Below are 24,643 nucleotides of genomic sequence, written 5' to 3' on the forward strand. Positions count from 1 at the left end.
GCGCGGCGGAGTGATCAGACCTTGTGCGGTTCGCTGGCGCGCAGCATGTCCTCGCGCTCGACCACCTTGACGCGCTCGCGCCCTTCGGGTTCGCCGAGGGAGCGCTCGTGCGCGTCGAGGCGGTACCAACCGGCCCAGGTGGTGAACGGTATGCCCTTGCCTTCGAGGAACTCGGTGACGGCCGCCGGGTCGGGCCGCTCGGCCGGGGTGAAGCCGGCGGCGTCGTCGAGCAGGCAGGCAATGGTCTCGTTGGCGTCGCCCTTGGTGTGGCCGATCAGGCCGACCGGGCCACGCTTGATCCAGCCTGTCACGTAGGTGGCCGGCATGTAGCGCTCGGCGCCGTCGGCGTTCTCGTCGGCGATCACGCGACCGGCCTCGTTCGGCACGGTGCCCGCCTGGTCGTCGAAGGGCAGGCTGCTGATGTTCTGCGACAGGTAGCCGACGGCGCGGTACACCGCCTGCACATCCCAGTCGTTGAACACGCCGGTGCCCTTGACGTTGCCGGTGCCGTCGAGCTGGGTGCGCTCGGTGCGCAGGCCGACGACCTTGCCGTCCGCACCGAGCACCTCGGCGGGGGACTCGAAGAAGTGCAGGAACAGCTTGTGCGGCCGGTTGCCGACGTCGCGAATCGCCCACTGCTCGAGGGTGTTGGCGACCATGTCGACCTGCTTGGAATGCCGGCGCGCGGCTTCGGAGCCTTCGTCGTAATCGATGTCCTCGGGGGCGACGATGACCTCGATGGTCGGCGAGTGGTCGAGTTCGCGCAGCTCCAGCGGGGTGAACTTGGCCTGGGCGGGACCGCGGCGTCCGAAGACGTGGACCTCGACGGCCTTGTTCGCCTTGAGCCCGTTGTACACGTTCGGCGGGATCTCGGTGGGCAGCAGTTCGTCGCCGGTCTTGGCCAGCACGCGGGCCACGTCCAGGGCAACGTTGCCCACACCGAGCACCGCGACCTTCTCCGCGTCCAGCGGCCAGCTGCGCGGCACGTCGGGATGGCCGTCGTACCAGGACACGAAGTCGGCGGCGCCGAAGGAACCGTCGAGGTCGATGCCGGGGACGGGCAGGGCGCGGTCGGCGTTGGCGCCGGTGGAGAAGATCACCGCGTCGTAGAAGGCACGCAGGTCATCGAGGGTGATGTCGGTGCCGTAGTCGATATTGCCGAGCAGGCGGACCTGAGGCTTGTCGAGCACCTTGTGCAGGGCGGTGATGATGCCCTTGATCCGCGGGTGGTCGGGGGCGACGCCATAGCGGATCAGCCCGAACGGCGCGGGCATGCGCTCGAACAGGTCGATACTCACCTCGGCGTCGGACTTCATCAGCGCGTCGGCGGCGTAGATCCCCGCCGGTCCGGCGCCCACGATCGCAATGCGGAGCGGGCGGGTCGGCGCGGTGTGCGCGTCAGGCCCGGAGGAGGAAGCCTGCGTCGCCACCGAGGGCTCGCGAACACCGCCATCCGATACTGCACTCTGTTCGGTCATTTCTTACGCGCACCCTCATGGTCGAAACAATTAATGACGTCTGGCTTAGCTTAGGCTAAGTTGACACACCGGCTAGGTCGCCCCGGTCCGGTGCGGACGCCGGCGTTGCCGGCTCGTGGCTGCACGGTGCTCCGTTCGCCGCGGCGACGAGCTGCCGATTCGCTATCACAGCAGGCTGCCGTCCCGCGATTCTATCGGGACCCTCGATCGCGCCTCGAGCCGGTGCGTGAACCCCGTGGATGCCATAGAACCTCACAATCGGCGCATACCCGCTCTCGTTCGGTCTGAAGCGGCTGTTGGGGTCCCGGCGGCGACTCCCCCCTTTCCGGTGGGGCCGAGCGCCCGATAACCCCGCCGACCAGGGATCATCGAGCCATGACCGAGCAGCGGCCGACCGCGGACGACGACGACATCATCCAGGTCGATCAGACCGACCAGCCTTCCGCGATCCCGTTCATCGCGGCCGCGGTGATCGCGGCGATCGTGCTCGGCGCGATCGTGCTCGGCGGAGTCCTGTCGCCTGCTGAGAAAAATGTCACAGATTCCGACCGCATCGCCGCGGCCGTCCGCAACTTCGTCGAGGGCGCCAATGGCACCGAGACGGTGCCGGCGCCCGGTACCGGATGCCAGGGCTTCGACGCCGCCCGTTCGCCGCTGGCCGGGCAGTCCGGCGCCGGAAAGTCAGTCGAGATCAGGAAAATCGATCCCCCGATCGTCGACGGCGACAAAGGCAAGGCCACCGTGACCACGGTGACAGACGGCACGGAGACGACCAAGACGTGGAACCTCACCAGATCCGGCGCCAAGTGGTTGGTCTGCACCTGAGCGTTCGCGCAGTGTGAGCCACCGTTTGACACGGTGACCCGGCTCGGTGCAATCTCAGTCGAAGGTCATGAGAACCAGTGTCAAGCCCCGGCATTACTGGTCGGCAACCCTCCTCCGCGGTGGGGTGCTCCGGGTGACGACCGGGCCGTGCTCGAAGACGCGGGCGCGGCAAGTGCGGATTCGCAGGAGGAGCAGATGAGCAATTACGCCGGTGACATCACCCCCCAGCAGGCATGGGAACTGTTGCGCGACAATCCCGAAACCGTTCTCGTCGACGTGCGGACGGAAGCCGAATGGCGGTTTGTCGGCGTCCCCGACACGAGTTCGATCGATCGGCCTACCGTGCTGATCGAGTGGGTCGACTCCGCCGGCGCGCGCAACGAGGCCTTCGTCGAGCAACTGCGGCAGGCACTCGACAACCACGATCCCGCCACGCCGGTGGTGTTCCTCTGTCGCTCCGGCCAGCGTTCGGTCGGCGCGGCGATCGCCGCCACCGCGGCCGGCTACCACACCTCCTACAACGTGCTCGACGGCTTCGAGGGTCCGCTCGATGGGTTCGGGCATCGCGGCGGCGCCGGCTGGCGCGCCCTCGGACTGCCCTGGCGGCAGTCGTGATCACCGGCGGCGCGTTCGACAAGCCCCTGCCCGAGGGTGTCGGTCCCGCGACGCTCGGTGTGCGGGGCGGACTGCGGCGCTCCGGCTTCGAGGAAACCTCCGAGGCGTTGTACCTGAGCTCCGGCTTCGTCTACGAGAGCGCGGAAGCCGCCGAGGCCGCGTTCACCGGCGAGGCGGAGCATTTCGTCTACTCCCGCTACGGCAATCCGACGGTCGCCATGTTCGAGGAGCGGATCCGGCTGATCGACGGCGCCGAAGCGTGCTTCGCCACCGCGAGCGGCATGTCGGCGGTGTTCACCGCGCTGGGCGCATTGCTCGGCGCGGGTGACCGGCTGGTCGCCGCGCGCAGCCTATTCGGTTCCTGCTTCGTGGTGTGCAACGAGATCCTGCCGCGCTGGGGCGTGGAGACCGTCTTCGTCGACGGCGAGGATCTCGACCAGTGGGAGCAGGCGCTGTCGGTGCCGACCAATGCGGTGTTCTTCGAGACGCCCGCCAATCCGATGCAGACCCTGGTCGATGTCCGTAGGGTGAGCGAACTGGCCCATGCCGCGGGCGCGAAAGTGGTGCTGGACAACGTCTTCGCCACACCGTTGCTGCAAAGCGGCTTCGAACTCGGCGCCGACGTGGTGGTCTACTCCGGCACCAAGCACATCGACGGGCAGGGCCGGGTACTCGGCGGAGCGATTCTCGGCGCGCAGGACTACATCGACGGGCCGGTGAAAACGCTGATGCGCCATACCGGTCCGGCGCTGAGCCCGTTCAACGCGTGGACCCTGCTGAAGGGTCTGGAAACCATGCCGCTGCGGGTGCGCCATTCGGTCGACTCCGCACTGCGGGTTGCCCGCTTCCTGGAGGACAACAAGGCGGTCAGCTGGGTGAAATACCCTTTCCTGGAGTCGCATCCGCAGCACGCGCTGGCCACCGGTCAGATGAGCGGGGGCGGCACCGTGGTCACCTTCGAGCTGGACGCCCCCGAGAACGAGGCGAAGAAGCGCGCTTTCGAGGTGCTGAACCGATTGCGCGTCATCGACATCTCCAACAACCTCGGCGACGCCAAGACCTTGATCACCCACCCGGCCACCACCACCCACCGCGCCATGGGCGCCGAAGGCCGCGCCACCATCGGCCTGTCCGACGGCGTCCTGCGCGTCTCGGTGGGCCTCGAAGACGTCGAAGACCTCCTGGACGACCTCGACCGAGCCCTCTCCTGAGCGACCCGGCACCGGTCCCCGGAGAACGGCACGCGGCCGATATCCGGGGCCGGTTGCTGCCGCCCATCGCCGACCCGGCGTGCGAGTGTGACCCGGCTCGCCCTTCCGGCGTTATTGTCCTACTGTCAATTCACCCGTTCGGCGACGGCCGGGACGACGCACCAGCTGTCGGTGCGCTGAATCAACGACAAGCTGGATCAACGACCATGTGAGGTAGGGCGTGAGTACTCCATCCATCCCTGAGCGGGGCCCCCTCGCGGGCATCAAGATCGTCGAATTGGCCGGTCTCGGCCCCGGTCCGCACGCGGCGCTGCTGCTCGCCGATCTGGGCGCCGAGGTGGTGCGGGTGCAGCGCCCCGGGCAGTTGTCCGGCGAGCACGACCGGGCGCAGCTGCGCGGCCGGACCATCGTCGAGGCGGATCTCAAGGACCCGGCGGACGTGGCGAAGGTGCTCCGGCTGATCGACAAAGCGGACGTACTGATCGAGGGTTTCCGCCCCGGTGTCACCGAGCGGATGGGTCTCGGCCCGGACCACGCGCTCGCCCGCAACCCGCGCCTGGTCTACGGCCGGATGACCGGCTGGGGTCAGCAGGGCCCGCTGGCCGACCGCGCCGGGCACGACATCAACTACATCTCCATCACCGGCGTGCTGCACGCCATCGGCCGCAAAGGCGAACGGCCGGTACCGCCGCTGAACATGGTGGGCGATTTCGGCGGCGGTTCGATGTTCCTGATCTTCGGCATCCTGGCCGCGCTGGTCGAGCGGCAGAATTCCGGCAAGGGCCAGGTGATCGACGCCGCCATGGTCGATGGCACCCTTGCCCTTTCGCACCTGATCTGGGCCATGCGCGGCAGCGGCGCCTGGTCCGACGAGCGCGGCGTGAACCTGCTCGACACGGGGATGTCGTTCTACGACACCTACGAAACCTCCGACGGCAAATACTTGGCGGTCGGCGCGCTCGAACCCCAGTTCTACGCACAACTGCTCGCCGGGCTGGAAATCGACGCCGAAGGGCTGCCAGCCCAGCTCGACCCCGCGGGCCAGGACACGCTGAAAAAGCTTTTCGCCGAACGCTTCCGAACCAAGACGCGCGCTGAGTGGACGGAGATCTTCCAGGGCACCGACGCCTGTGTCTCACCGGTGCTCACCTTCGAGGAGGCGGCGACCAACGAGCACATCGCGGCCCGCGGCTCACTGCTGAACTTGGACAACATCACCCAGCACGCGCCGGCGCCGCGCTTCTCCCGCACGCCGAACGCGGTCCCCACCCCGCCGCCGACCACGGCCACGCCGATCGACTCGGTCTGGGCCGACTGAGACGGCCGCGTGGGCGCTGGCGCCACGGGGTGGCCGAGCGCGCCGGCGCCGGTTTCGTGAAGACCTCTACGGGCTTTCAGCCTTCCGCGCGAAATCCGCTCAGTAGCAAGTCAGTGGCGTCAACGGATCAGTGGCGCGCGGCGTCAGCGCCTCGTAGGCGGATGCGATCGCCTTGACCGCCAACCGCAAGTCCGGCTCCCGGTGGGTGAACGGCAGCCGCAGGAAGCGTTCGAACGCACCCTGCACGCCGAATCTCGGCCCCGCCGCGAGCAATACGCCGTGATTGGGGGCGGTGGCAGCCAGCGCCGTCGACACCGAGGTCGGCAACTGCGCCCACACCGACATGCCGCCCGCCCCGACGGTGACGCGCCAATCCGGCAGCTCCTCGGCGAGCGCATCGAGCAGAGCGGCGCGTTGCGAACGCAATTGGTCCCGGCGACGGTCGAGGATCGCATCCGCGTGCTCGAGCAGGTGCACGGTGGCCAACTGGTCCATGACGGGCGTGCCGAGGTCGACCGTCGAGCGGATGCCGAGCAGCTTGGCGATCAGCGCCTGATTGGTGCGAATCCAGCCGACCCGCAGACCGCCCCAGAAGGACTTCGAGGCCGAGCCGATCGTGACGATCTCGGCGCCCTTGGCGAAGCACGCGACCGGAGGCGGCGCAGCGGCGTCGCCGAGCCCCAGATCTGCCATGGACTCATCGATCACCATGGTCATCCTGGTCTCGCGGGCGATGGCGGCCAGCTCGGCGCGACCCTCGGCGTCGAGTAGCAGGCCGGTCGGGTTGTTGTAATCCGGCACCAGGTAGGCCAGGCTGGCCGCGGTTTGCTGTGCCGCGCTGCGGATTCCGTCGAGGTCCCAGCCGGCCGCCGGATCGTCCGGGCGCAGCGGCACCGGCACCGGACGCGCGCCGACGTCGCGAATCGCCTCGATGGCGTTCGGATAGGTCGGATGGTCGATGAGCACGCGGGCGGCGGGCGCGCTGAGCACATTCAGCAACAGACGCATGCCGTGCTGAGCGCCGAGGGTGACCAGGATCTGCTCCGGCTCGGTCGGCAGGCCGCGCGCGGTGTAGCGGCGGGCAATTGCCTCGCGCAGCGCCAGCACACCGACCGGATCCATGCCGTGCGTGTCGAGGTAGGCCGGAATCCCTTCCAACGCAGCGGTATACGCGTCCTGCATCTCGAGCGGCGCGGCCATAGCGGCGTAGGTCAGGTCGATGGTGGGCAGCGGCGGCGAACCCATCATGACCAGAATGCTCCTGGCCGGCTTGATGCCGTCGTGCTGCACGTCACGCGGCAGCGCCACGGTGCTGCGCGAACCCTGACGACTGATCAGGTAGCCGTGCTCGCGCAGCAGCGCGTAGGTGGACGTGATGGTGGTGCGGCTGACCCCGAGCGTGGCGGCGAGGTCGCGTTCGCTGGGCAACGCCACACCGAGCGGGGCCCGACCATCGTGGATCAGCAGCCGGATACCTTCGGCCAGCGCCAGATATGCCGGCCGCGCGGACCGTCGTGCGCCGGCATCCGGTTCGCCGTCGTGCGCGTTGCGCCAGCTGCCCAGATCGCGGGCCAGACTGCCCGCACCGATCACTCTCGTCGCCATAGAGTCCAGTATCGGCTGATTGGATATTTCTTTGCAAGGCCAGTTGAACGCACCCTGACGTAATGACCGCCCTCGCCACTCTCTGCACAGTCGCCGTTTTCGGCTTCCTGATCTATCTCTTCGGGCCGAAACGCGACGAGCGCAACTTCCGCCTCGAACGCTTCCACCCGGGCATACCGCTGTCGGACCGAACGCTCTCACACTACGATTACCAGCGGCGATACTCCGATCTCGCGGCGATCTACAGCCGTGCGGATGTGCCCGATCCCGACTGGACCGATACGGAGAAGGCCGCTTCACGTGGCGATCTACAGCCGCGCAGACCTTTCTGATGCCAACTGGACCGGCACGGTGCAGGCCGCTCGACCAGTACGGGGACGTCTGCGCGCTTGTAGCGTAGTCAGGGTAGTTCAGAGCCCACCGCTGACCACTTGATCTCGAGTCGATCGCATGGATAAAGGCTCGTATTCAAGTGGCCTGCACTCTCCGGGCTCATCTCGGTGGCAGTGTCCGGGGTGGATAGTCGTCCAACCGTGCCAGATCGGCGAGCGTGGCGACGGCAATGCCCCGGGGACCCTGCTGGAACTCGGCTACGATCAGCATCCATGTCTGTCTACCTCGTGACCGGTGCCGCAGGCTTTATCGGAGCGAACTACGTCCACCGCTTGCTGGAGTGGGAACCGGCCGCTGAGGTGATAGCGGTCGACTACATCGGTTTCGCCGGCAACGCCGCAAATCTGGATTCGGTGATCGACCGCATCGTCTTCGAACGGGCTGACATCGCGGAACTCGAAACTATGGAGGCGATCTACCGGCGCTATCGGCCGGATTTCGTGGTGAACTTCGCGGCGGAGTCACATAACGACCGGGCGATTCTGGGTCCGTCGGCGTTCATGCGCAGCAATGGGCTGGGGGCGCAGGTGATGGCCGAGTGCAGCCGTCTGGTGCCGGTTCGATCGCATGTGCATGTGTCGACGATCGAGGTGTACGGCGAGTTGGCGGCCGGGGACAAGTGGTTCACCGAAAAGTCGCCCTTGAATGCCAAGACCCCTTACAGTGCGGCGAAAGCGGCGGGGGATCAGATGGTGCGCGCGTATATGCAGACCTATCCGGAGATGAACATCCGGATGACGCACTGCGCCAACAACTATGGTCCGTATCAGCTGCCGGAGAAGTTGATCCCACTGGCGGTGACGAACCTGCTGCGTGGCCGCAAGGTACCCGTGTACGGCGACGGTCTGCAGAGCCGTGACTGGCTGCATGTGACCGATCACTGCGCTGCGGTGCACCAGGTGCTGCACGCCGAGCTGGACCCGATCCCGGCGTCGGCGGCCACCGATCCCGGGTTGTTGCCGATCTTCGACATCTCCGCCCGCTGTGAGGTCACCAACCTCGACATCGCGCACATTGTCGTCACTGCTCTCGGCCGCGATCCCGGCGAGTCGATCGAGCACATCCCGGACCGGCCGAACCATGATCGCCGTTACCTGATCAACCCGGAGAAGATCGAATCACAACTGGGCTGGCAGCCCAGCCACGACTTCGCGGCCGGGATCGCGGACACGGTCACCTGGTATGTCGAGCATCGCGACTGGTGGGAGCAGGTCATCGCCGACAAGGGCGAACTCGGCTTCGACTGGAGCCAGGCCGCACCACCGGTCGCGCGCTAGCCCCTTGTCCCTGCCGGGCCGGGAACTCGAACTCGTGGACTGATCAGTACAAACTTGCCGGTCCCCAGGTGCAGACTTGGTCTATGAGTGACGCCACGCGCCTGGCCCACGCGGCGGCCAAGGGCACCGGCTCCGCTGCGGAGCCCGGGGTCGAGAGTCATTCGGCAATGGCCCACCCGGTCGCGGCGGCGCTGTTCGATACCGCGATCGGCTGCTGCGCGATCGCGTGGAGCGGCGACGCCGTGATCCGATTTCAGCTCCCCGAAGCGAGCCCGGCCGCGACCCGCGCCCGCATCACCCGAATTGCCGCCGGATACCCGAGCGCGGAGGTCCACGAGCGAGCGCCCACCGCCGTCATCGCCGAAGCCATCGCGGGTATTCGTGCCCACCTCGCGGGCGAGCTCGATGATCTGCGGTGGATCCCCGTGGACACCAGCGCAATTCCAGCGTTCCACCGCGCGGTCTATGCGGTGACCCGCGCCATCGATCCCGGCCATACCCTCAGCTACGGCCAGGTCGCCGAGCGTGTCGGCGCGCCCGGCGCTGCCCAGGCCGTCGGGCAAGCCCTGGGCCGCAATCCGATTCCGCTCATCATCCCGTGCCATCGCGTGCTCGCGGCCGACCATGCGCTGCACGGATTCACCGCCCCCGGCGGAATAGACACCAAACGGCGGCTTTTGACCATCGAGCGCACGCCGGGGTTCGGCGAGCCCACCCTGTTCTGAACCCCTGAAGCCACTGGTCGGCGCGACCAGCGCTAGACAACCCTGCCCTGTCGACGAAAGTTATCCGGTGACCGGATACCGACCTGAACGGCGGCCCGCCGGAGCCGGTCGCGGGCACCTGCGCGGGTGACGTAGTGAGCCGTCGCGCCGACTGGTTCGACACCACGCGCGTGGGCTTGATGATAGGGACGCGCACCCTCGAAACTGGGCAGCATCGAGTGATGGATATTGATCGCCCGCCCCTCGAGTTCCTTACACAAGGACGAGCAGCACCGGCGCGCGACACGGACAAGAGCGGCCTGACCGAACGGGACCGATCACTTCCATCCGCGTCCTGACCCGCGCCCGAGTGGCCGCCACGACGTCGCGAAGCGCGACCGGGCAGAACTAATCGATCGGATGATCGTGGTAGAAATCGCAGGCTTCCCCGGTGATGTAACCGTCCATACAGCCGAAGTACGTCTGGATGCACGTATTCGACGAACAACCGAGTTCGATCAGCTTCTGCCGGATCCTGACGTTGCGTTCCTGCGGAGTCTCCGAGCTCGACGGCGCCACCGTTACCGAGGGGCGCGCCGAACTGGTGACCGGTCCAGGCTGTCCGTCCGAGCACCCGGCGACCAAAGCCACCCCGGCTGCTACCACACACGCCACCACCATTGACCGCACCTCTCAGTTCACCCCTTTCCGGATTCGCCGCGCATCAGGGCCCCGAGAGACTCGCGATCGGTGACGTCCATCTTGATGCAGGCCCGATACAGGTGGCCCTCCACGGTACGCACCGAGACGGTGAGACGGTCGGCGATCTGCCGATTGGACAGTCCCGCCGCCACCAGGTTCGCGATCTCCCGTTCCCGTGCGGTCAGCGGCAAAGGTTGGGCGGCCTGGCGCAGCGCGGGGGTGCTCGCTCCGCCGCACGCTGCGGCCAGGCGGTTGGCGGTGGCGGCGGACTCCAACAGCCTGCGTCGATCCCCGGCCCGCTCATGTGCCGACGCGGCCTGCGCTGCGGCGTCGGCGGCGGACAGCATCGCGCCGATCCGCTCGAATTCCGCTGCGGCGGCATCTAGTCCGTGGCCGTCGTGGGTGGACAGCGCCATTGCGTGCTGCGCCTGCGCCTGCACCAGTCGCCCGTCCACGCGGGCAGCTAGATCGGCCAGTCGGCCCGCCACGGTATGGTCGCCGAAACGAGCCGCGGTATGCAGCGCCATGGCCTCGATCGCGTGCTGATGCGACTGGGCCGCCGCATCGGCGGCGGCGACCGCGATCCGGATGGCCGGGGATACGGTTCCTTCGGCCGCGGCCACCCAGGCGCGGGCGATTGCCAGTTGCGGCTCGTAGACCGCGCTGTGCCGGCCGCCGCGTGCGGTGGCGTGCGCGATCGACTCGGCGGCCTCGGCGGCGCGACCGAGCGCTGAATATGCCTCCGCCAGGCGGATTCTCGCGGGAAACATCCAGGCGGCCGCGCCCTCCGCGGCCAGCGCGGCCAGCGCCTGTTCCAAATGCTCGATGCCGTCGGCGAACCGGCCCTGCGCCACGTCGACGGTGCCCTGCAGGATCTTCGACATCCCCCAGGCCAGGTACTGGCCGGGCGAAGAGTAACCGAAATACGCTCCCGCGCAACGCCGCGCGGCCTCGAGATCGCCGGTGAAGGTCAGCGCGAGCACCTCCGCATGGGTGGACATGAAGCGGTTGAGCCCGTCGATATGCTCCTCCACGTCGTGCCCGCGGGCCGCGTACTGCTCGGCTGCGTCGGCTTTGCCCATCAACGCCAAGGCCAAGCCGCCGCCGAACGCGGCCCACCACACCGCCCACGGCGGTGCGTCCGCGGTGGACATGACCGTCTCGGCCAGGGCGACCGCGTGATCGATGTTGTTCTCGTTGACCGCGCCGGCCGACGCCAAACCGGTGAAAATGGCTGCGATCTTCGGGTGGCGCACCTTCCCGCGCACGAGTGTGAGCACCTGGTCGGCGCGGTCGGCATCGCCCATGGCCCACAACAGGTTCGCCACCCGGGTGCTGCCCCAGCGCGCGAGCTGCACCTCGTCGAGCTGGTCGGGGTCGAAGCTGGCCAACGTGCGTTCGGCCTCGATCCGGTGGCCCTGCCACAGCAGGGCCCGCGCCAACAGGTCGGCGGCTTCCACCCCGCCGCGTCGTTCCACCGCGGCTCGCGCGAAGCGTTCGCCCAGAGGCAGATTCGCCAGTCCGATCGCGTCGGCGGCGGCCGCCTCGAACAATTCCAGATCGGCGGATTTGTCGCTGTCCAAGGCCAATTCGGCCAACCGGATACGGTCGGCCGCGGATTTGATCGGACGTTCCTTCAGCGAGGAATACAGGCGGCCGCGCAGGCGACGCGCCGAGGCGATCCCGAGCCTGCGCCGGATGACCTCACCGAACAGCGGGTGGTTGTAGCGCACGCTCAGCTCTTGCGAATTCTCCATCACCCGGATGACACCGCGGGTTTCCGCGGCCTCCACCGCGGCCTCACCCGCCAATTCGGCGAGTACGTCCAGGTCGATCGGCTCGCAGAAGGTCAGCAGTTCCAGCACCCGCAGCACCGACTCGGGCAGCTGCTCCACCCGGTCCTCCAGCAATGCGGCCAGTTCCGAGGTCACCGCGGCTCGCCCACGCAGCTGCCACACGCCGTTGACCTGCCGCAGCGTGCCCGCCTCCAGCGCCCCCTCGACCAAATGCCGAAGGAACAGCGCGTTTCCAGCGGAGGATTCCCACATGAGATTGGCGGTGAACCCCTCGAGTTGTCCGCCGAGCATCGACTCCACCAGTTCCACGCTCTGCTGCTGGGTGAACGGGCGCAGGTTGATGCGGCTCAGGTGCCCGTCTTTCCATAGCGAGGTGATCGCGTCCGGCGCCGGCACCCCGCTGCGGACGGTGACCACGATGTGCGCGGCCTTGTCGATGGCCAGTTGCAGCAGCAGGGTGGCGGAGAGTTGGTCGAGCAGGTGCGCGTCGTCCACGCCGATCACCGTGTGCCCGTCGGCGAGCAGCGCCTCGCGCGCCGCCGACATGAACGTCACCGGGTCGTGCGCCGTGTAGACCCCGACCATGTGCGCGAACACCCCGAGCGGAATGCTGCGGGCCGACTCGGTGCCCGCCACCCAGCGGATATTGCCGCCGATCGCGGCCGTCGCATGCCGGGCGAGGGTGGTCTTGCCGACTCCGGCATCGCCGGTCAGCACCACTCCGACGCGCTCCGGACCGGTCAGTGCCGCACGGATCGCCTCGAATTCGCTTTCCCGCTCGATCATCGGCCAGTTCCGAGCCATGCTGTAACTGTAGATCTTCAGCGATCATGATCGAAGCCGAGCGGGCACGATCACGGTGGCGAGTTCGTCATAACCCGCCGAATTCCCGCTGGACCGGATGGGATTCGCCGACCGGTTCTAGCTGAGGATGTCGTGCCGGACGATGGTCTGGTCGCGGCCCGGACCCACCCCGATGCACGAAATCCGCGCGCCGGACAGCTCCTCCAGACGCAACACGTACGCCTGGGCGTTGGCGGGCAGTTCTTCGAAGCTCCGCGCGCCGGAGATATCCTCCCACCACCCGGGCATCTGTTCGTAAATCGGCTTCGCGTGATGGAATTCGGTCTGTGTGGTCGGCATCTGCTCGACTCGCTCGCCGTCGATCTCGTAGGCCACGCAGATCGGTACCGTATCCAGGCTGGAGAGCACGTCGAGTTTGGTCAGGAAGTAGTCGGTAATGCCATTGACCCGGGTGGCATAGCGGGCGATCACCGCGTCGAACCAGCCGCAACGCCGGGCACGGCCCGTGGTGACGCCGACTTCGCCGCCGGTTTTGGCCAGGTACGCGCCGGATTCGTCGAACAGCTCGGTCGGGAACGGACCGGAACCGACCCGGGTGGTGTAGCACTTCAGGATGCCGAGCACCGTGTTGATCTTGTTCGGCCCGATACCCGCGCCGACCGCGGCCCCACCCGAGGTCGGGTTCGACGAGGTGACATACGGGTAGGTGCCGTGGTCGACGTCCAGCAGAGTGCCCTGCGAACCCTCCAGCAGCACGGTCTCACCCCGTTCCAGCGCCAGGTTCAGCGTCAGCCGGGTGTCGGTGATTCGATGTTTGAAGCTGTCGGCCTGCTCGAGCACCTCATCGACCACCTGCTGCGGGTCCAGCGCGCGGCGATTGTAGATCTTGACCAGCACTTGGTTCTTGAACTCGAGCGCCGCCTCGACCTTCTGGGTGAGGATCTTCTCGTCCAGCACATCCGCGACGCGCACGCCGACGCGGGCGACTTTGTCCTGGTAGCACGGGCCGATACCACGGCCGGTGGTGCCGATCTTCTTGTTTCCGAGGAACCGTTCGGTGACCTTATCGATGGCCACGTGGTACGGCATGATCAGGTGCGCGTCGGCGGAGAGCAGCAGCCCGGAGGTGTCGACGCCGCGCTGCTCCAACCCGGCCAGCTCGGCGAGCAGCACGCCGGGATCCACGACCACGCCGTTGCCGATGACGTTCGTCACCCCCGGGGTAAGGATGCCGGACGGGATCAGGTGCAGGGCGAAATTGTCGCCGTTGGGCAGCACCACGGTGTGACCCGCGTTGTTGCCACCCTGGTAGCGGACCACCCAGTGCACCCGGCCGCCGAGCAGGTCGGTCGCTTTGCCCTTCCCCTCGTCGCCCCACTGGGCGCCGATCAGGACGATTGCCGGCATGGTCGTGTCTCCTACGGTTGGACAGGCAACTTCGACAGGCAACACTGGCGTGTTGCAGCTACCTGCCGTATTGAGGCGGTGGCCGGGAGCACAGTCTAGTCGAGCCGGCCGAGGCGGCATCGCGTCGGATCTCGCCGTAGGCTCGGCAACCGTGTGGTCGCGGCCGGGCAGGGCTATGGTTGCACGGCACGCCGAGCGGTAGCGCGACGTGCCCGGGCGAGGCCCCAGTGGGATTCGCCCCGGAAGTGGCAAGGGGCTGACGGTGTCGGCTCGAACCGAGGAAGGTGTGCGGCAGCTTGAGTACCCACGTTCTCCGCTGCGACGGCGCACCCGTCCCCATCGCGCTCTCGGCACTGCCGACCACCCAGACGGCCGCCGTTCCCGACCCCGCCGAAATCGACGCACTGCTGCCCGTGCTCGCCGCCGACAGCCTGCCGCGGCTCATCGTGCTGGGCGAGGATGCCGCACTGGCCGCGGTGCTCACCCACCTGATGCGCACCGAGCGGCTGCATGTGGAGATCGGCTACGTGCCGGTCGAGAAGACCCATGCCGCGCACGTGTACCACACCGGCACCGGCAACGCGGCGGCCAAGCGCGCCATCGAAGGTCGCGCCGTGCCGACGCCGCTGATTCGGGACGACACCGGCACCGTGCTCGTCGGTCGCGCGGTGATCACCGGCGTCGGGGGCGCCAAACTGGAGGGCGAAGCCTATGTCGACGACACCCAGCTGTTCTCCGGAAAAGTGACGTCCATGATCATCTCGCCATCACTCGAACTTCCCGGTGTGCGGGCCACCGCGCGCAAGGGCATCCGCAAGCGCGGCTGGCTGGAGGGGCGGGCCGCCCAGCTCGGTACCCCCGGCGCCATCGTGACCAGAGATGACGTCCGCAGCGACCGTCCGGTACCGCGCTCGACGTTCTACCGCCACCACGAGTCCTGGCATCTGGTGCGATGAACTCACCATTCCCGATCAATCGCAGGTCGCGCGCGGTCCGGCCGAGCCCGGTGTTCCTGCTCGTGGTCGTGCTCACGGCGGTCGGCGGCGCGCTCGCCTGGGACGCCCCGGTGGACTCGACCAGGGCCAAAGCCGGTGTATTCATCCTCGTGGTGTTCGGCTGGGTCGTCACGCTGTGCCTGCACGAATTCGCGCACGCGTTCACCGCGTGGCGCGCGGGCGACCGGGAGGTCGAGCTGCGCGGCTATCTGACGCTGAATCCGTTGAAATACAGTCATCCGCTGCTGTCGATCGTGCTACCGATGGTGTTCATCGCACTCGGCGGGATCGGCCTGCCCGGCGGCGCGGTCTATGTGCACACCCACAACGTCGCGCGACGAACGCAACGGATCATCAGCGGTGCCGGCCCCGCCGTGAACGCGCTGTGCGCGGTGCTGCTCCTGCTGGCGGTCCGGGTCTTCGGCGGCACCGAAACGCATCCGGCGTTCTGGTTCGGCGTGAGTTTCCTGGCGTTCCTGCAGATCACGGCAACCCTGCTGAATCTCATCCCGCTGCCCGGGCTGGACGGTTACGGAGTAGTCGAGCCGTCCTTGAGCTACCAGACCAGACGCTCGCTCGATCAGTTCAAGCCGTTCGGCATGCTGATCCTGTTCGCGCTGCTCTTCACGCCGGCCATCAACAAAATATTCTTCGACGCGGTGTACGCGCTGTTCGAATTGTCCGGCGTCCCATCGGATTGGTCGCGGTACGGCAGCTACCTGACCCGCTTCTGGGCCTGACTGCGGCCCAAGGGCGTCCGGCACGCATATCGGTCCGGTAGCGACCTGTGCACGCCCGACGCAGCACAAGGCCGCCCGGTCGGATCGACCAGGCGGCCTCGGCTTCCTCGCCCGCGTCCGACTTCGGCCACCACACCCTGGCCGGAGTCATTTCGTCCGCTTGCGAAGCGATCGACCGCGATACCCCGCGACCCGCGGTCGCTGCCGAAACTACGACGCTGGTGCGCGGAAAACGCGGGTAGCGCACTACCTGTAGATCAACTCCGCGCGACGGCGCTACGGATGCGAACCACCTTGCCCGGCAGGAATGTCCGATTACCGCTGAGTAGTCCGGCTCAGACTTACGGCTCTTGGTACGGCTGCTCGACCATCGGCGGCAGCAGGGCAATCGCCGAGATGCGCTGTATCCCACACACCTGCATCAGGTCCACCAGCGTCGAACGCACCTGCGCGAACACGACGTGCGCCGAAAGTCCCGCGCCGGCAACCAGTTCCGGGTGCGCGCCCTTCGCCACCGAACGCAGCACGCGAGCGGCCTCGGCGCTGTCGGGCTGCTCTCCCGGGTCGGCGAGCATCATCCGGCGCATCACGTCCAGAGCTTGACCGAGGCGTTCCACCTCATCGATCACACCGGGATGAAGGATTTCGTCGTCACGCAGCAGAGTCAGCGAACGCCGCAATAGGACTCGGGTATTGCGGATGGCGTTGTCCAGCGGGTCCGCGGTGGCCCTGATGCGCTCGAGCCGCGAACGAGAGTTCCAGTACAGCGGGGAAATCCGGCTGATCTCGCGGCCCCCCTCCAGGGTGGCGCGCAACGAATCGAGCTGCGGTTGGGTCGCGCGGACCGCGGTGAGTGCGCGGTGCACCTTCTCCGGGTCCTGCTCGAGCAGTCCGTCGGCGCACGCGGTGAGCGAGGTGCCCATCACCCCGAGGATGTCCGCGGCCAGCACCCTGGCCCGGCGTACCGGATGCAGGGGGATCGCGGCCACCACCAGCACACCGACCAGACCGCCGACCAGGGCGTCGATCATGCGGGCCAGGCCGCCGCCCACCGAGGGCGGCAGCAATGTCGCGACCAGCACCGCGGAACTGGCCGCCTGCACGGTGATGATCGGACCGCCGTCGAGGAACACCGCAGCGGCCATGGCGACCGCGACCACCAAGGCGATCTGCCAGACTCCGGTGCCCGCCCGGGAGATGAACAGATCGCCGACGCCGATGCCGACCGCGACGCCGACCACGAGTTCGACCGAGCGCCGCAGCCGGGCGCCGAAGGAGATACCGATCGACACCACAGCGGCCGTCGGCGCGAAGAACGGTTGCGTATGACCGATGACGTAATGCGCGAGAAACCAGGCCAGCGCGGCGCCGACCGCGCACTGGACGATCGGCAGCGCCGAACGCCGCAGCCGGTCCCAGGCGACGCGCAGCTGAGCCATGCCGCTCGCGCGAGCGGTGCCGACCCGGGAATTCAGCTCGAGCACCCGACCGCCACCCTCATCCAACCGCTACGTGCCGCTGTGATCACTACAAATCAGTCACTACGAATCAGTCGAGGCCGAGCTCGGCGGCCGCACGAGGGTCGCAGTCTTCCAACAGGTCCAGGCAGCGGGCGTACTCGTCGGTCTCGCCGATCGTCTTGGCCGCGCGGGCCAGCGCGCCGACGCAACGCAGGAAACCACGATTGGGCTCATGGCTCCAGGGCACCGGACCGTAGCCCTTCCAGCCGTTACGACGCAGGAGGTCCAGGCCGCGGTGGTAGCCGGTGCGGGCGAAGGCGTACGCGGCGACGATGTCGTGGTCGACCGCCTCGCCCTCGGCTTCGCCGCGGGTCAGCGCCGCCTCGGCGAGGTAGGCCCAGGCGATCGAGGCGGCGGGATGATCAGCCGCGACCCGCGCCGGATCGGCATTGTCGCCGAGCGCGTCCTCGGCGTCGGAGATTTCGGGTAGCAGTACCGGTTGCGGTCCGAGCAGGTCACCGAACGAGGTCATGCGGTTCATTCTGCACGGCACATCGATGTGGTCGATAGGCACCTGCCCCGCCTTCGCTCGGCCCGGCACGAGACTGATTGCGGACTTCGTCCGGCTGCGCCCATTAGGCTTGCGTCGAGTTCCACAGATCCACCTGAGCGAGGGGTGTGCGTGTCCGACCCGAACGACGAGAAGAACCCGGCGCGGGGTAGTGCCGGACCGGCTGACCGGGCCGGGGCCGACGCACATCCCGATACCGCCGCCGACCGCACCCCGGCCGCCGAGAAAGCCACGCCGACGCCTCCGGTCGCCCCCACCCAGCCGATCACTCGGCAACCGCGACGGCCGGGCACCACGGCGCAGCGTGGTGCGAGTGAATCCGCCTCGGAAGCAAAGGATTCCGCAGTCGAGGGTGCCGCTTCCGGGCAGGCGCGCGGCGTCGCGTCCAGCGCATCTGAGCGCGGCGAATCGGGCCGGGCGCCCAACGAGCAGGGTGACGCGCCGAAGAAGGCGAATTCGGCGACACCGGATTCGGCAGACGCCGCCCCGGGCACCCCGAACACACCTGCGGCTCGCCCCGCAGGCACCACCGCACCGGCGACCCCGGCTCCCGGTTCGGCTCCCCCGCACACACCCGCATCCGGACCGGCAAACACCACCCAGAACACCGACTCCGAAAAGCAACACACCCCGACACCCGCGCCCGACGCCGACGGCGCCACACCCGGCGCGCCGAACGTCACCACACCGCACCCCGAGGCCGGATCAGGAAACTCGGCCCGCCCCAGTGCAGCCGGGCCCCGCCCCGCCACCACACCGGCTTCCGGCGCAGCCGACGGCGCGAAAGCCTCGACCCCACCCTCGTCCGAGACCGGGCCATCCGGTGACACGCGCAGCCCCACACCTGGAAATAAGACGCCGAGCGGAACGAACGCCGCACGATCCACAGCGGAGTCGGGAACAGCGGGCACACCCGCGTCCCGATCGGAGACCGGCGGCCATGGCGCCGCCAGCGGTGCGGAGGCGGATTCTTCCGGCACGACGCACGCGAGCAAGCCCGCAGGAACCCCGCCCGCCAAGTCCGCGGGCGCGCCCCGCGATCCGAGTGAATCGAAGACGCCCACAGTGCCGTCCGCCGGTTCACCCGCGTCCGAAGATGCGGGCACCGACCACGGCGAGAACGCGTCGTCCTCCCGCCCAGAGGCCGCCACGAGCACCGATGCGGGACCACGTTCCGGTTCCGGCGCGCAGACCGGAGTTCCGGATCGACCCACGACGCAGGACGCGGAAACGGCGGCGATCGAACGGAGTACCGCGCCGGAACGGACACCCACCGGCGGCGCGACCGCAGGCGCGGCGAAGGCCGGTTCCGCATCGGGTGGAGCAGCGACCGACGCGCGCACCCAGGTGATCAAGCGGGATCAACTTCCGTCCGGCTCTACTCCCCCCGCTGGCTCCACTTCGAAAGAGGCTGCGGCGCAGCAGAGTCAAGTCGCCGAAGGCACGAAGGCAACAAGCACCGCCGCCGGCGCCACAAGCGCGGCCGGCGCGAGGCCCGAGTCGACCGGCCCGGCATCGCCGGCGCCGAGTTCGTCAGCCGCATCCACTGCGGCCCACGCCCCTAGCACGGCCACCACCCCCGATGCCGCGGCGAAGACGGCGCCGATCCCGCAGAAGGATTCGAAACGATCGGGTGGCGACGCCGCGACCGTCGCGTTGCGCAAGCCACAGCCGCCGACCGGGCCTGCAGACCCGCAGCAGAAAGCGGCAGCGCCCACCGCCCCCGATGCGCAGAACCCGCCGGGTTCGGATGACGTGACCATGGCGATGCCGGTGATCGGGGTAGACGACGCCAAGACCGTCGCGCTGCCGATCCAGCGGCCCGCGGGCGCCACCCGGCCGGGCACCGATCGTGTGGTCGCTCCCGCGGCGCGGCCGGTGCCGATCACCAAGCCGCCGAGCACCCCGCGTCCAGCGGCCGGTCCCAAGCAGCCCGGGCCGCACGGTCCGTCCGCGCCACCGCAGCATGGACCGGGAGTCGAGCAGACCCGCCCGTCCGCGCCGCGGCCCCCGAGCGCGCCCCGCCAGGTGGCGACGGCCCCATCGCCCGCCGACTTCCAGCACACCGTTCCCGCCCAGCAGCGGCCGGTCGCGCAACCGCAGCGGATCGCTCCGCCCCCACAGCCGAGCACCGCGCCGTCGGACACCGCGCGACCGAATCGGCGGATGCTCGTCCTGGGCGCGGCAGCCGTGCTCGTGGTCGCGCTCGTCGCGGTGATCGTGGCGCTCGCCACGTCCGGCGACAACTCCCCCGAGTCGCAAGTGCGGGCCGCCATCACCGGCTATACGGATGCCCTGAAAACCGGCGACCTGGCCACCCTGCGCTCGACCACCTGCGGGCCCTTGCACGATTTCTATCAGGGCCTCGCAGAAGACCAGTTCGCCGGCGTACACGCGCTGTCGATGGAGCGTAAGAACATCCCGGTGGTCGACAGCATCGACGCCGTCCGCATCACCGACGACACCGCGCTCGCGCAGGCCACCGTGTACACCGAGGCCGACCCAGGTAAACGGTCCCAACGTACCTTCGACCTGCAACACACCGGTGACGGATGGAAAGTCTGCGACCCGCCTTCCGGTACCGGGTAGCCCCCCGCCATGTGATAGCCGACACGCGTCGGATGCCGGTCGCGCGCGTCACACTTCCGTGGCCAATGGTCCGGCTCGCCAGTAGCATGGCCGGGATCATGGGCAGGGAACAGACGATCGCGCGGCCGGACATCGACGCGGTTGCGGCATCGCTTGCCGGACAGCGCTTCCAGGTCGACGATCACTACGAGGTCGGCCGGGAAAAGGTTCGGGAGTTCGCTCGCGCGGTGCAGAACCAGCACTCCGCGCATCAGCACGAAGCTGACGCACACGCACTCGGCTATCCCGGCATCATCGCTCCGCCGACCTTCGCGTCGGTGGTCGGGATGACCGGGACCAGAGCACTGCTCGATTCGGTGCTCGCCGACTACGACCTGTCCCAGTTCCTGCAGACCGACCAGGTCTTCGAGACCTATCGGCCGATCCTGGCCGGCGACCGGCTCCGCAGTGAGATGGTGATCGAGTCGATCCGGCAGTTCGGCGACAACGACTTCATCGTGGTGCGGTTCGCGCTGATCAACCAGCACGATGAGGTCACCGTCGTGGGATCGACCACGATCGTCGCGCGCCGCGGCGCCGAGGCCGACGCCCACCTGGCCGACGTGATCGAGAACATCATGATGCACGGGCGGCCGGCCGAATCCGATCCCACCCACCGCGACGAGCTGGTCCCGCTCGGCGTGAGCCCGCTGACCGAGCCGGTCGAACACCGGATCGCGCCGGTGCACACCGTGCCCGCGTTCGACGACTTCGCCCCCGGCGACCTGCTGCCCGTCGGCAGCTTCCAACTGACCCGCGGCGACCTCGCCAACTACGCGGGCGTCTCCGGTGACGCCAACCCGATCCACTTCAGCGACCACGCCGCGCAGGTAGCCGGCCTACCGACCGTGGTGGCACACGGCATGCTGACCATGGGCCTGGCGGGCGGCTACCTCACCACCTGGCTGGGCGATCCGACCGCCATCCGCAAGTTCAGCGTCCGCTTCTCCGGTTTCGTCCCGATCGCCGCCGACGCGGCCAGCACCGTGGAGTTCACCGGCCGGATCAAATCGCTGGACCCGAACACGCGAACCGCGGCCATCCTGCTCGGCGCCACCTCGGACGGACGCAAGCTGTTCGGTCGCGCGCTGGCCGAGGTCCGGCTCCGGTAGGCGCGTCAGCGCCCGCGCACCGCCGTCCAGCCTGGAATCCAGTTGTCGCCAGGACGAGATCGCGGCTGGATAAGCCGACGATTGGTGATCGGCTATCGCCAGCCGCTTTCGACCTCTTGAAAGCTGGTTGTCGTAACGTGTCGGCGGCGTGACTTCGGTTTCGACGCAGGTGATCTCGGCGAACTCGGCTCGGCATCAAACGCAAAGGCATTCAACGGCTCCATCGTCAGTACGGCGCCCGCGAGGTATCCGGTCGCATCCGACCGGCGTCGATCAGCGTCTGGCGAGCCACCGCTTTACGTGGGCACTGGTCAGCTCGGCATCCCCTGTGGCGCTGCATAGTCTGGTGTGCCTCGGAAACACTCAGTGAATAGTCGGGCGCTTCGTGTGGCCACCCAGCCGGCCAGAGTCCGACGTCGGGCTGTGAAGCTCGAATCCGTTCGTGTCGGCGCCCGGCACGCCACTCGGCCTGCACGCGGTCAATAATCGCTTGCACTGATGTATCGTCCTGCTCGGCTTCTCGCCACCAGTTGAATGGCATCACATCACCCCTGTTGTCTCGCATGTTGTTCGGGTGCACTCCACCCGGCGGGGTTGTGGTCACCGCGGGCCGCTCACGGTCAGCGGTGCGTCCGTATCGCGAAAGCAACTGGGACGCACCCGCCAGGTGGGTGCTGGGTACGAGCGTCACACCGGGGCTGTTCCCCTCACACCTGTGCAGCGGTTCGATCTCCGCCAGATTCATGGGCGCGCTGACCTGCGAATTCAGGCATTCATCCTGATGCTGCCCATCAGAATGGGTAGCTTGGATGGAACGCCTGCCGTTCGGGAGTGCGAAAGGGGTGTGTCCGTGGGGGTCTCATCAAGGTTGCCGCAAGCGAAGGCAACGTCGAGCCGACCGCTGAGCCCGCAAGCGCGTGGTCGTGAGATGGCCGCAGTAGGCAAGAAGCTGTGGACCGAGCTGGGGTCGGTGCGACGCGCTGCGGCAGAGTTGTCGGCCAGTTACCCCGATGTGCCGAGTTTGCAGGCATTTCGATACGCCGCCGGCTTATCTCAGGACCAAGCTGCTGAGCGGTATAACCAGGTCACCGGGCATCAGACCAGCCTGGGTGGTACGTCTATCAACGCGTGGGAAACCTGGGCGCGAGGGCGTGGCCAAGGGTCGCCGCCGTCATTGTCGAGTGTGCTGATCTTGTGCGCGGCGTACGGTCGCGGCCCCCTTGGCGCGGCGGAAGAATACGTGTCGCCGAGCGAACTGATCGCCGAAGCTTACGAACGTCTGCCAATCGAGGATCAGCTGTCGCTCAAGCAGTTCACGGCGCAGAATAAGGGCCCATCGGAAACCACGCGTGAGCAGTCGAACACCATCTCGACGAGACAGGAGTCCGCCACCGCTCCGGAAGGGATAGTAAGCCAGGTTGGTGGCGAGTTCGACCTTGCGGTGCCCACTGTCGAATACGGCAACTCCACCATCATGGTGTTTTCTCTCCCCAATCCGTACCCGGGCCAGCTACTCGATTTAACGTGGGAGACATTCGGGTTCGGCATCGAACGGCTGTCACGACAAATAAAAAATGTCGGCAAACGCCTGGATGTAGACGTGTGCTTCGGTGTGAACGAAGCCGGTCTTGTGATGGCCACTTTCCTCGCTTCTTCCCGTTTCTCCCGTTGCAAGATCGGCTACCTCCGTTGCAGCAAGATACGGGATGGAATCGATCTCGATGACGCATCGCATTTCCCTGACGCCAGAGATGCACCCACGATATTGATCTGCGATTTCGAGGTCAAACACGCTGACGTTGTCGGATTTCTTACCCATCAGGTGCGCGCACGGTACCCGAATGCCGAGCTGTATTTCGCCGTGTTCGGTGCCATGACCAAAGGACGTGACTTGAAAGTGGGCAGCTTCGATGAGCTGACCGGAGCCAAGATCATGCGTGCCGCCGACTTCGCGGCTATCTTTATTGCCGCAACCATGAGCCCACCCGGCATCGAACCCCCGCTGGAATTGCGATGACACCCGAAGAGAGGCAATCGCCCGATGACCAGCTCGAGCAGGATCCCCGACATCGCACAGCGCATCGCTGAGGTGGTGCGCCAGATGATCGGAGAAATCCGGCCACAACTGATCGAAGCCGCGCTGACCGGCCGTCGCGCAGAGAATGAGAATTTGCGCCATACCGACAACTTCCTGTCCGAGTACGACCTGTGGATGCACCAGCGCTACAAAGAGATACTGGTCGAGTACATCTCCTCGTTCGTCTACGCGTCGGAGGAAGCTGATCCGGAAGTCGTCGGAGACGAAGCCGAGCCGGATTTGTGCGTGCTGGTCGATCCCCTCGATACCAGCGAGCTGGCCGTGCGCGGACTGTACGGCTATACGCATATCATGGTGTACTCACGCACATTAGCTCGGCCGGTTGCAGCGGTCGTCGGTGATATCTTCCATACTATCCAAATATATTTGGCAGCCCGCGATGAGAGTTGCGATGATCGAGCATTCATGATCACCGACGACGGCAACGAATACATTCTTGACAACCCATCTCACGCAAGCCTTTCCGGCGCCCTGGTCACCAATTACATGATGCGCCCCGAAGCACGGTTCCGGCCTCTTGCCGAGCAGCAGAATTTCATCAGCGCGTTGAGTTCGCCGTCTTGGGACGGAAAAGCGAGAGGCCGTATCGGCGTCGATTTCGGCTCGATCGGCTTATGTCATGTAGCGGCCGGATTTTCCGACGCCATGATCGAATTCGCAAAGGGATTCGCAATCTGGGATCTATCGCCTGGTCACTACATTCTTCACGCCGCGGGCGGCACCCTGATCGATCTACACGGAGCACCCATATCGCTGGATTACGGCTTGAGCTCATTGCCCGAAATCAAGAGCGCGATGAACAGGCGCCAAAAATTCATTGCCGCCGGAAACCCGCACCTCGCGAGCGAAATCAGGACAACACTCCACGTGTGAGATCGTATGCACCGGCGACCAGCCCGATTTG

The 24,643-nt window shown here is 67.3% G+C and carries 19 protein-coding genes, 1 pseudogene and 1 riboswitch; of the genes and pseudogenes, 13 read left to right on the plus strand and 7 right to left on the minus strand.

Features of this window, described 5'->3' with window-relative positions; translation table 11 throughout:
- Positions 1-14: 14 nt before the first annotated feature.
- Positions 15-1,478, minus strand: a complete 1,464-nt coding sequence (locus tag ACT86A_RS04055; protein WP_445090608.1) for an FAD-dependent oxidoreductase — start codon at positions 1,476-1,478, stop codon at positions 15-17.
- Between the two features lie 375 nt (positions 1,479-1,853).
- On the opposite strand from ACT86A_RS04055, the gene ACT86A_RS04060 reads away from it, so the two are divergent.
- The 4 genes from ACT86A_RS04060 to ACT86A_RS04075 all read left to right on the plus strand — a co-directional run bounded on the left by ACT86A_RS04060 (position 1,854) and on the right by ACT86A_RS04075 (position 5,447).
- Positions 1,854-2,303: an Rv0361 family membrane protein gene (locus ACT86A_RS04060; protein ID WP_445090609.1), complete on the plus strand. Its 450-nt coding sequence runs from the start codon at positions 1,854-1,856 to the stop codon at positions 2,301-2,303.
- 63 nt (positions 2,304-2,366) lie between these two features.
- A riboswitch (SAM riboswitch) is annotated at positions 2,367-2,484 on the plus strand.
- Positions 2,485-2,498: 14 nt separating this feature from the next.
- The gene (locus ACT86A_RS04065; protein WP_445090610.1) at positions 2,499-2,918 is read left to right on the plus strand and encodes a rhodanese-like domain-containing protein; all 420 of its coding nucleotides are present in this window, start codon (positions 2,499-2,501) and stop codon (positions 2,916-2,918) included.
- Positions 2,915-4,129, plus strand: coding sequence for an O-succinylhomoserine sulfhydrylase (locus ACT86A_RS04070; protein ID WP_445090611.1), 1,215 nt, complete (start codon positions 2,915-2,917; stop codon positions 4,127-4,129). The genes ACT86A_RS04065 and ACT86A_RS04070 overlap by 4 nt, the downstream gene beginning before the upstream one ends.
- Before the next feature lie 220 nt (positions 4,130-4,349).
- On the plus strand, positions 4,350-5,447 hold the full coding sequence (locus tag ACT86A_RS04075) for a CaiB/BaiF CoA transferase family protein (protein ID WP_445090612.1): 1,098 nt from the start codon (positions 4,350-4,352) through the stop codon (positions 5,445-5,447).
- Positions 5,448-5,546: 99 nt separating this feature from the next.
- Here the strand turns inward: ACT86A_RS04075 and yczR are convergent, their stop codons facing one another.
- The gene (yczR, locus tag ACT86A_RS04080; RefSeq protein ID WP_445090613.1) at positions 5,547-7,052 is read right to left on the minus strand and encodes a MocR-like transcription factor YczR; all 1,506 of its coding nucleotides are present in this window, start codon (positions 7,050-7,052) and stop codon (positions 5,547-5,549) included.
- A gap of 62 nt (positions 7,053-7,114) precedes the next feature.
- Between yczR and ACT86A_RS04085 the strand changes: the two genes are divergently transcribed.
- From ACT86A_RS04085 to ACT86A_RS04095, 3 genes are all read left to right on the plus strand, one after another.
- Positions 7,115-7,384: a hypothetical protein gene (locus ACT86A_RS04085; protein WP_445090614.1), complete on the plus strand. Its 270-nt coding sequence runs from the start codon at positions 7,115-7,117 to the stop codon at positions 7,382-7,384.
- Positions 7,385-7,657: 273 nt separating this feature from the next.
- Positions 7,658-8,722: a dTDP-glucose 4,6-dehydratase gene (locus ACT86A_RS04090; protein WP_445090615.1), complete on the plus strand. Its 1,065-nt coding sequence runs from the start codon at positions 7,658-7,660 to the stop codon at positions 8,720-8,722.
- A gap of 167 nt (positions 8,723-8,889) precedes the next feature.
- Complete coding sequence (locus ACT86A_RS04095; protein ID WP_445090685.1) at positions 8,890-9,447, plus strand: methylated-DNA--[protein]-cysteine S-methyltransferase; 558 nt, start codon at positions 8,890-8,892, stop codon at positions 9,445-9,447.
- 125 nt (positions 9,448-9,572) lie between these two features.
- Here ACT86A_RS04095 and ACT86A_RS04100 read toward each other — a convergent pair.
- The 3 genes and pseudogenes from ACT86A_RS04100 to ACT86A_RS04110 form a co-directional block, all read right to left on the minus strand.
- A pseudogene (locus tag ACT86A_RS04100) lies at positions 9,573-9,698 on the minus strand (formyltransferase family protein); the annotation flags it as partial.
- Between the two features lie 426 nt (positions 9,699-10,124).
- On the minus strand, positions 10,125-12,728 hold the full coding sequence (locus ACT86A_RS04105; RefSeq protein ID WP_445090616.1) for a helix-turn-helix transcriptional regulator: 2,604 nt from the start codon (positions 12,726-12,728) through the stop codon (positions 10,125-10,127).
- 117 nt (positions 12,729-12,845) lie between these two features.
- The gene (locus ACT86A_RS04110) at positions 12,846-14,135 is read right to left on the minus strand and encodes an adenylosuccinate synthase (protein ID WP_445090617.1); all 1,290 of its coding nucleotides are present in this window, start codon (positions 14,133-14,135) and stop codon (positions 12,846-12,848) included.
- 296 nt (positions 14,136-14,431) lie between these two features.
- On the opposite strand from ACT86A_RS04110, the gene ACT86A_RS04115 reads away from it, so the two are divergent.
- Both ACT86A_RS04115 and ACT86A_RS04120 read left to right on the plus strand, forming a co-directional pair.
- Complete coding sequence (locus ACT86A_RS04115) at positions 14,432-15,091, plus strand: hypothetical protein (protein ID WP_445090618.1); 660 nt, start codon at positions 14,432-14,434, stop codon at positions 15,089-15,091.
- Positions 15,088-15,870, plus strand: coding sequence for a site-2 protease family protein (locus ACT86A_RS04120; protein ID WP_445090619.1), 783 nt, complete (start codon positions 15,088-15,090; stop codon positions 15,868-15,870). Before ACT86A_RS04115 ends, ACT86A_RS04120 begins: the two co-directional genes overlap by 4 nt.
- A 341-nt stretch (positions 15,871-16,211) precedes the next feature.
- Here the strand turns inward: ACT86A_RS04120 and ACT86A_RS04125 are convergent, their stop codons facing one another.
- Together ACT86A_RS04125 and ACT86A_RS04130 are read right to left on the minus strand one after the other, a co-directional pair.
- Positions 16,212-17,309: an FUSC family protein gene (locus ACT86A_RS04125; protein WP_445090686.1), complete on the minus strand. Its 1,098-nt coding sequence runs from the start codon at positions 17,307-17,309 to the stop codon at positions 16,212-16,214.
- A 109-nt stretch (positions 17,310-17,418) separates the two neighbouring features.
- Positions 17,419-17,862 carry a DUF3151 domain-containing protein gene (locus tag ACT86A_RS04130; RefSeq protein WP_445090620.1) on the minus strand — a complete coding sequence of 148 codons (444 nt, stop codon included), beginning with the start codon at positions 17,860-17,862 and terminating at the stop codon, positions 17,419-17,421.
- A 150-nt stretch (positions 17,863-18,012) separates the two neighbouring features.
- On the opposite strand from ACT86A_RS04130, the gene ACT86A_RS04135 reads away from it, so the two are divergent.
- The 4 genes from ACT86A_RS04135 to ACT86A_RS04150 all read left to right on the plus strand — a co-directional run bounded on the left by ACT86A_RS04135 (position 18,013) and on the right by ACT86A_RS04150 (position 24,612).
- On the plus strand, positions 18,013-20,490 hold the full coding sequence (locus ACT86A_RS04135) for an Rv0361 family membrane protein (RefSeq protein ID WP_445090621.1): 2,478 nt from the start codon (positions 18,013-18,015) through the stop codon (positions 20,488-20,490).
- A 98-nt stretch (positions 20,491-20,588) separates the two neighbouring features.
- Entirely contained in the window at positions 20,589-21,641 is a 1,053-nt protein-coding gene (locus tag ACT86A_RS04140; RefSeq protein ID WP_445090622.1) for a fused (3R)-hydroxyacyl-ACP dehydratase subunits HadA/HadB, read from the plus strand.
- A gap of 850 nt (positions 21,642-22,491) precedes the next feature.
- The gene (locus tag ACT86A_RS04145; RefSeq protein ID WP_445090623.1) at positions 22,492-23,658 is read left to right on the plus strand and encodes a helix-turn-helix domain-containing protein; all 1,167 of its coding nucleotides are present in this window, start codon (positions 22,492-22,494) and stop codon (positions 23,656-23,658) included.
- Positions 23,659-23,682: 24 nt separating this feature from the next.
- A complete protein-coding gene (locus tag ACT86A_RS04150; protein ID WP_445090624.1) occupies positions 23,683-24,612 on the plus strand; it encodes an inositol monophosphatase family protein in 930 nt (309 codons plus the stop codon).
- Positions 24,613-24,643: the final 31 nt, after the last annotated feature.

It is taken from the genome of Nocardia glycosmidis (assembly GCF_052545115.1).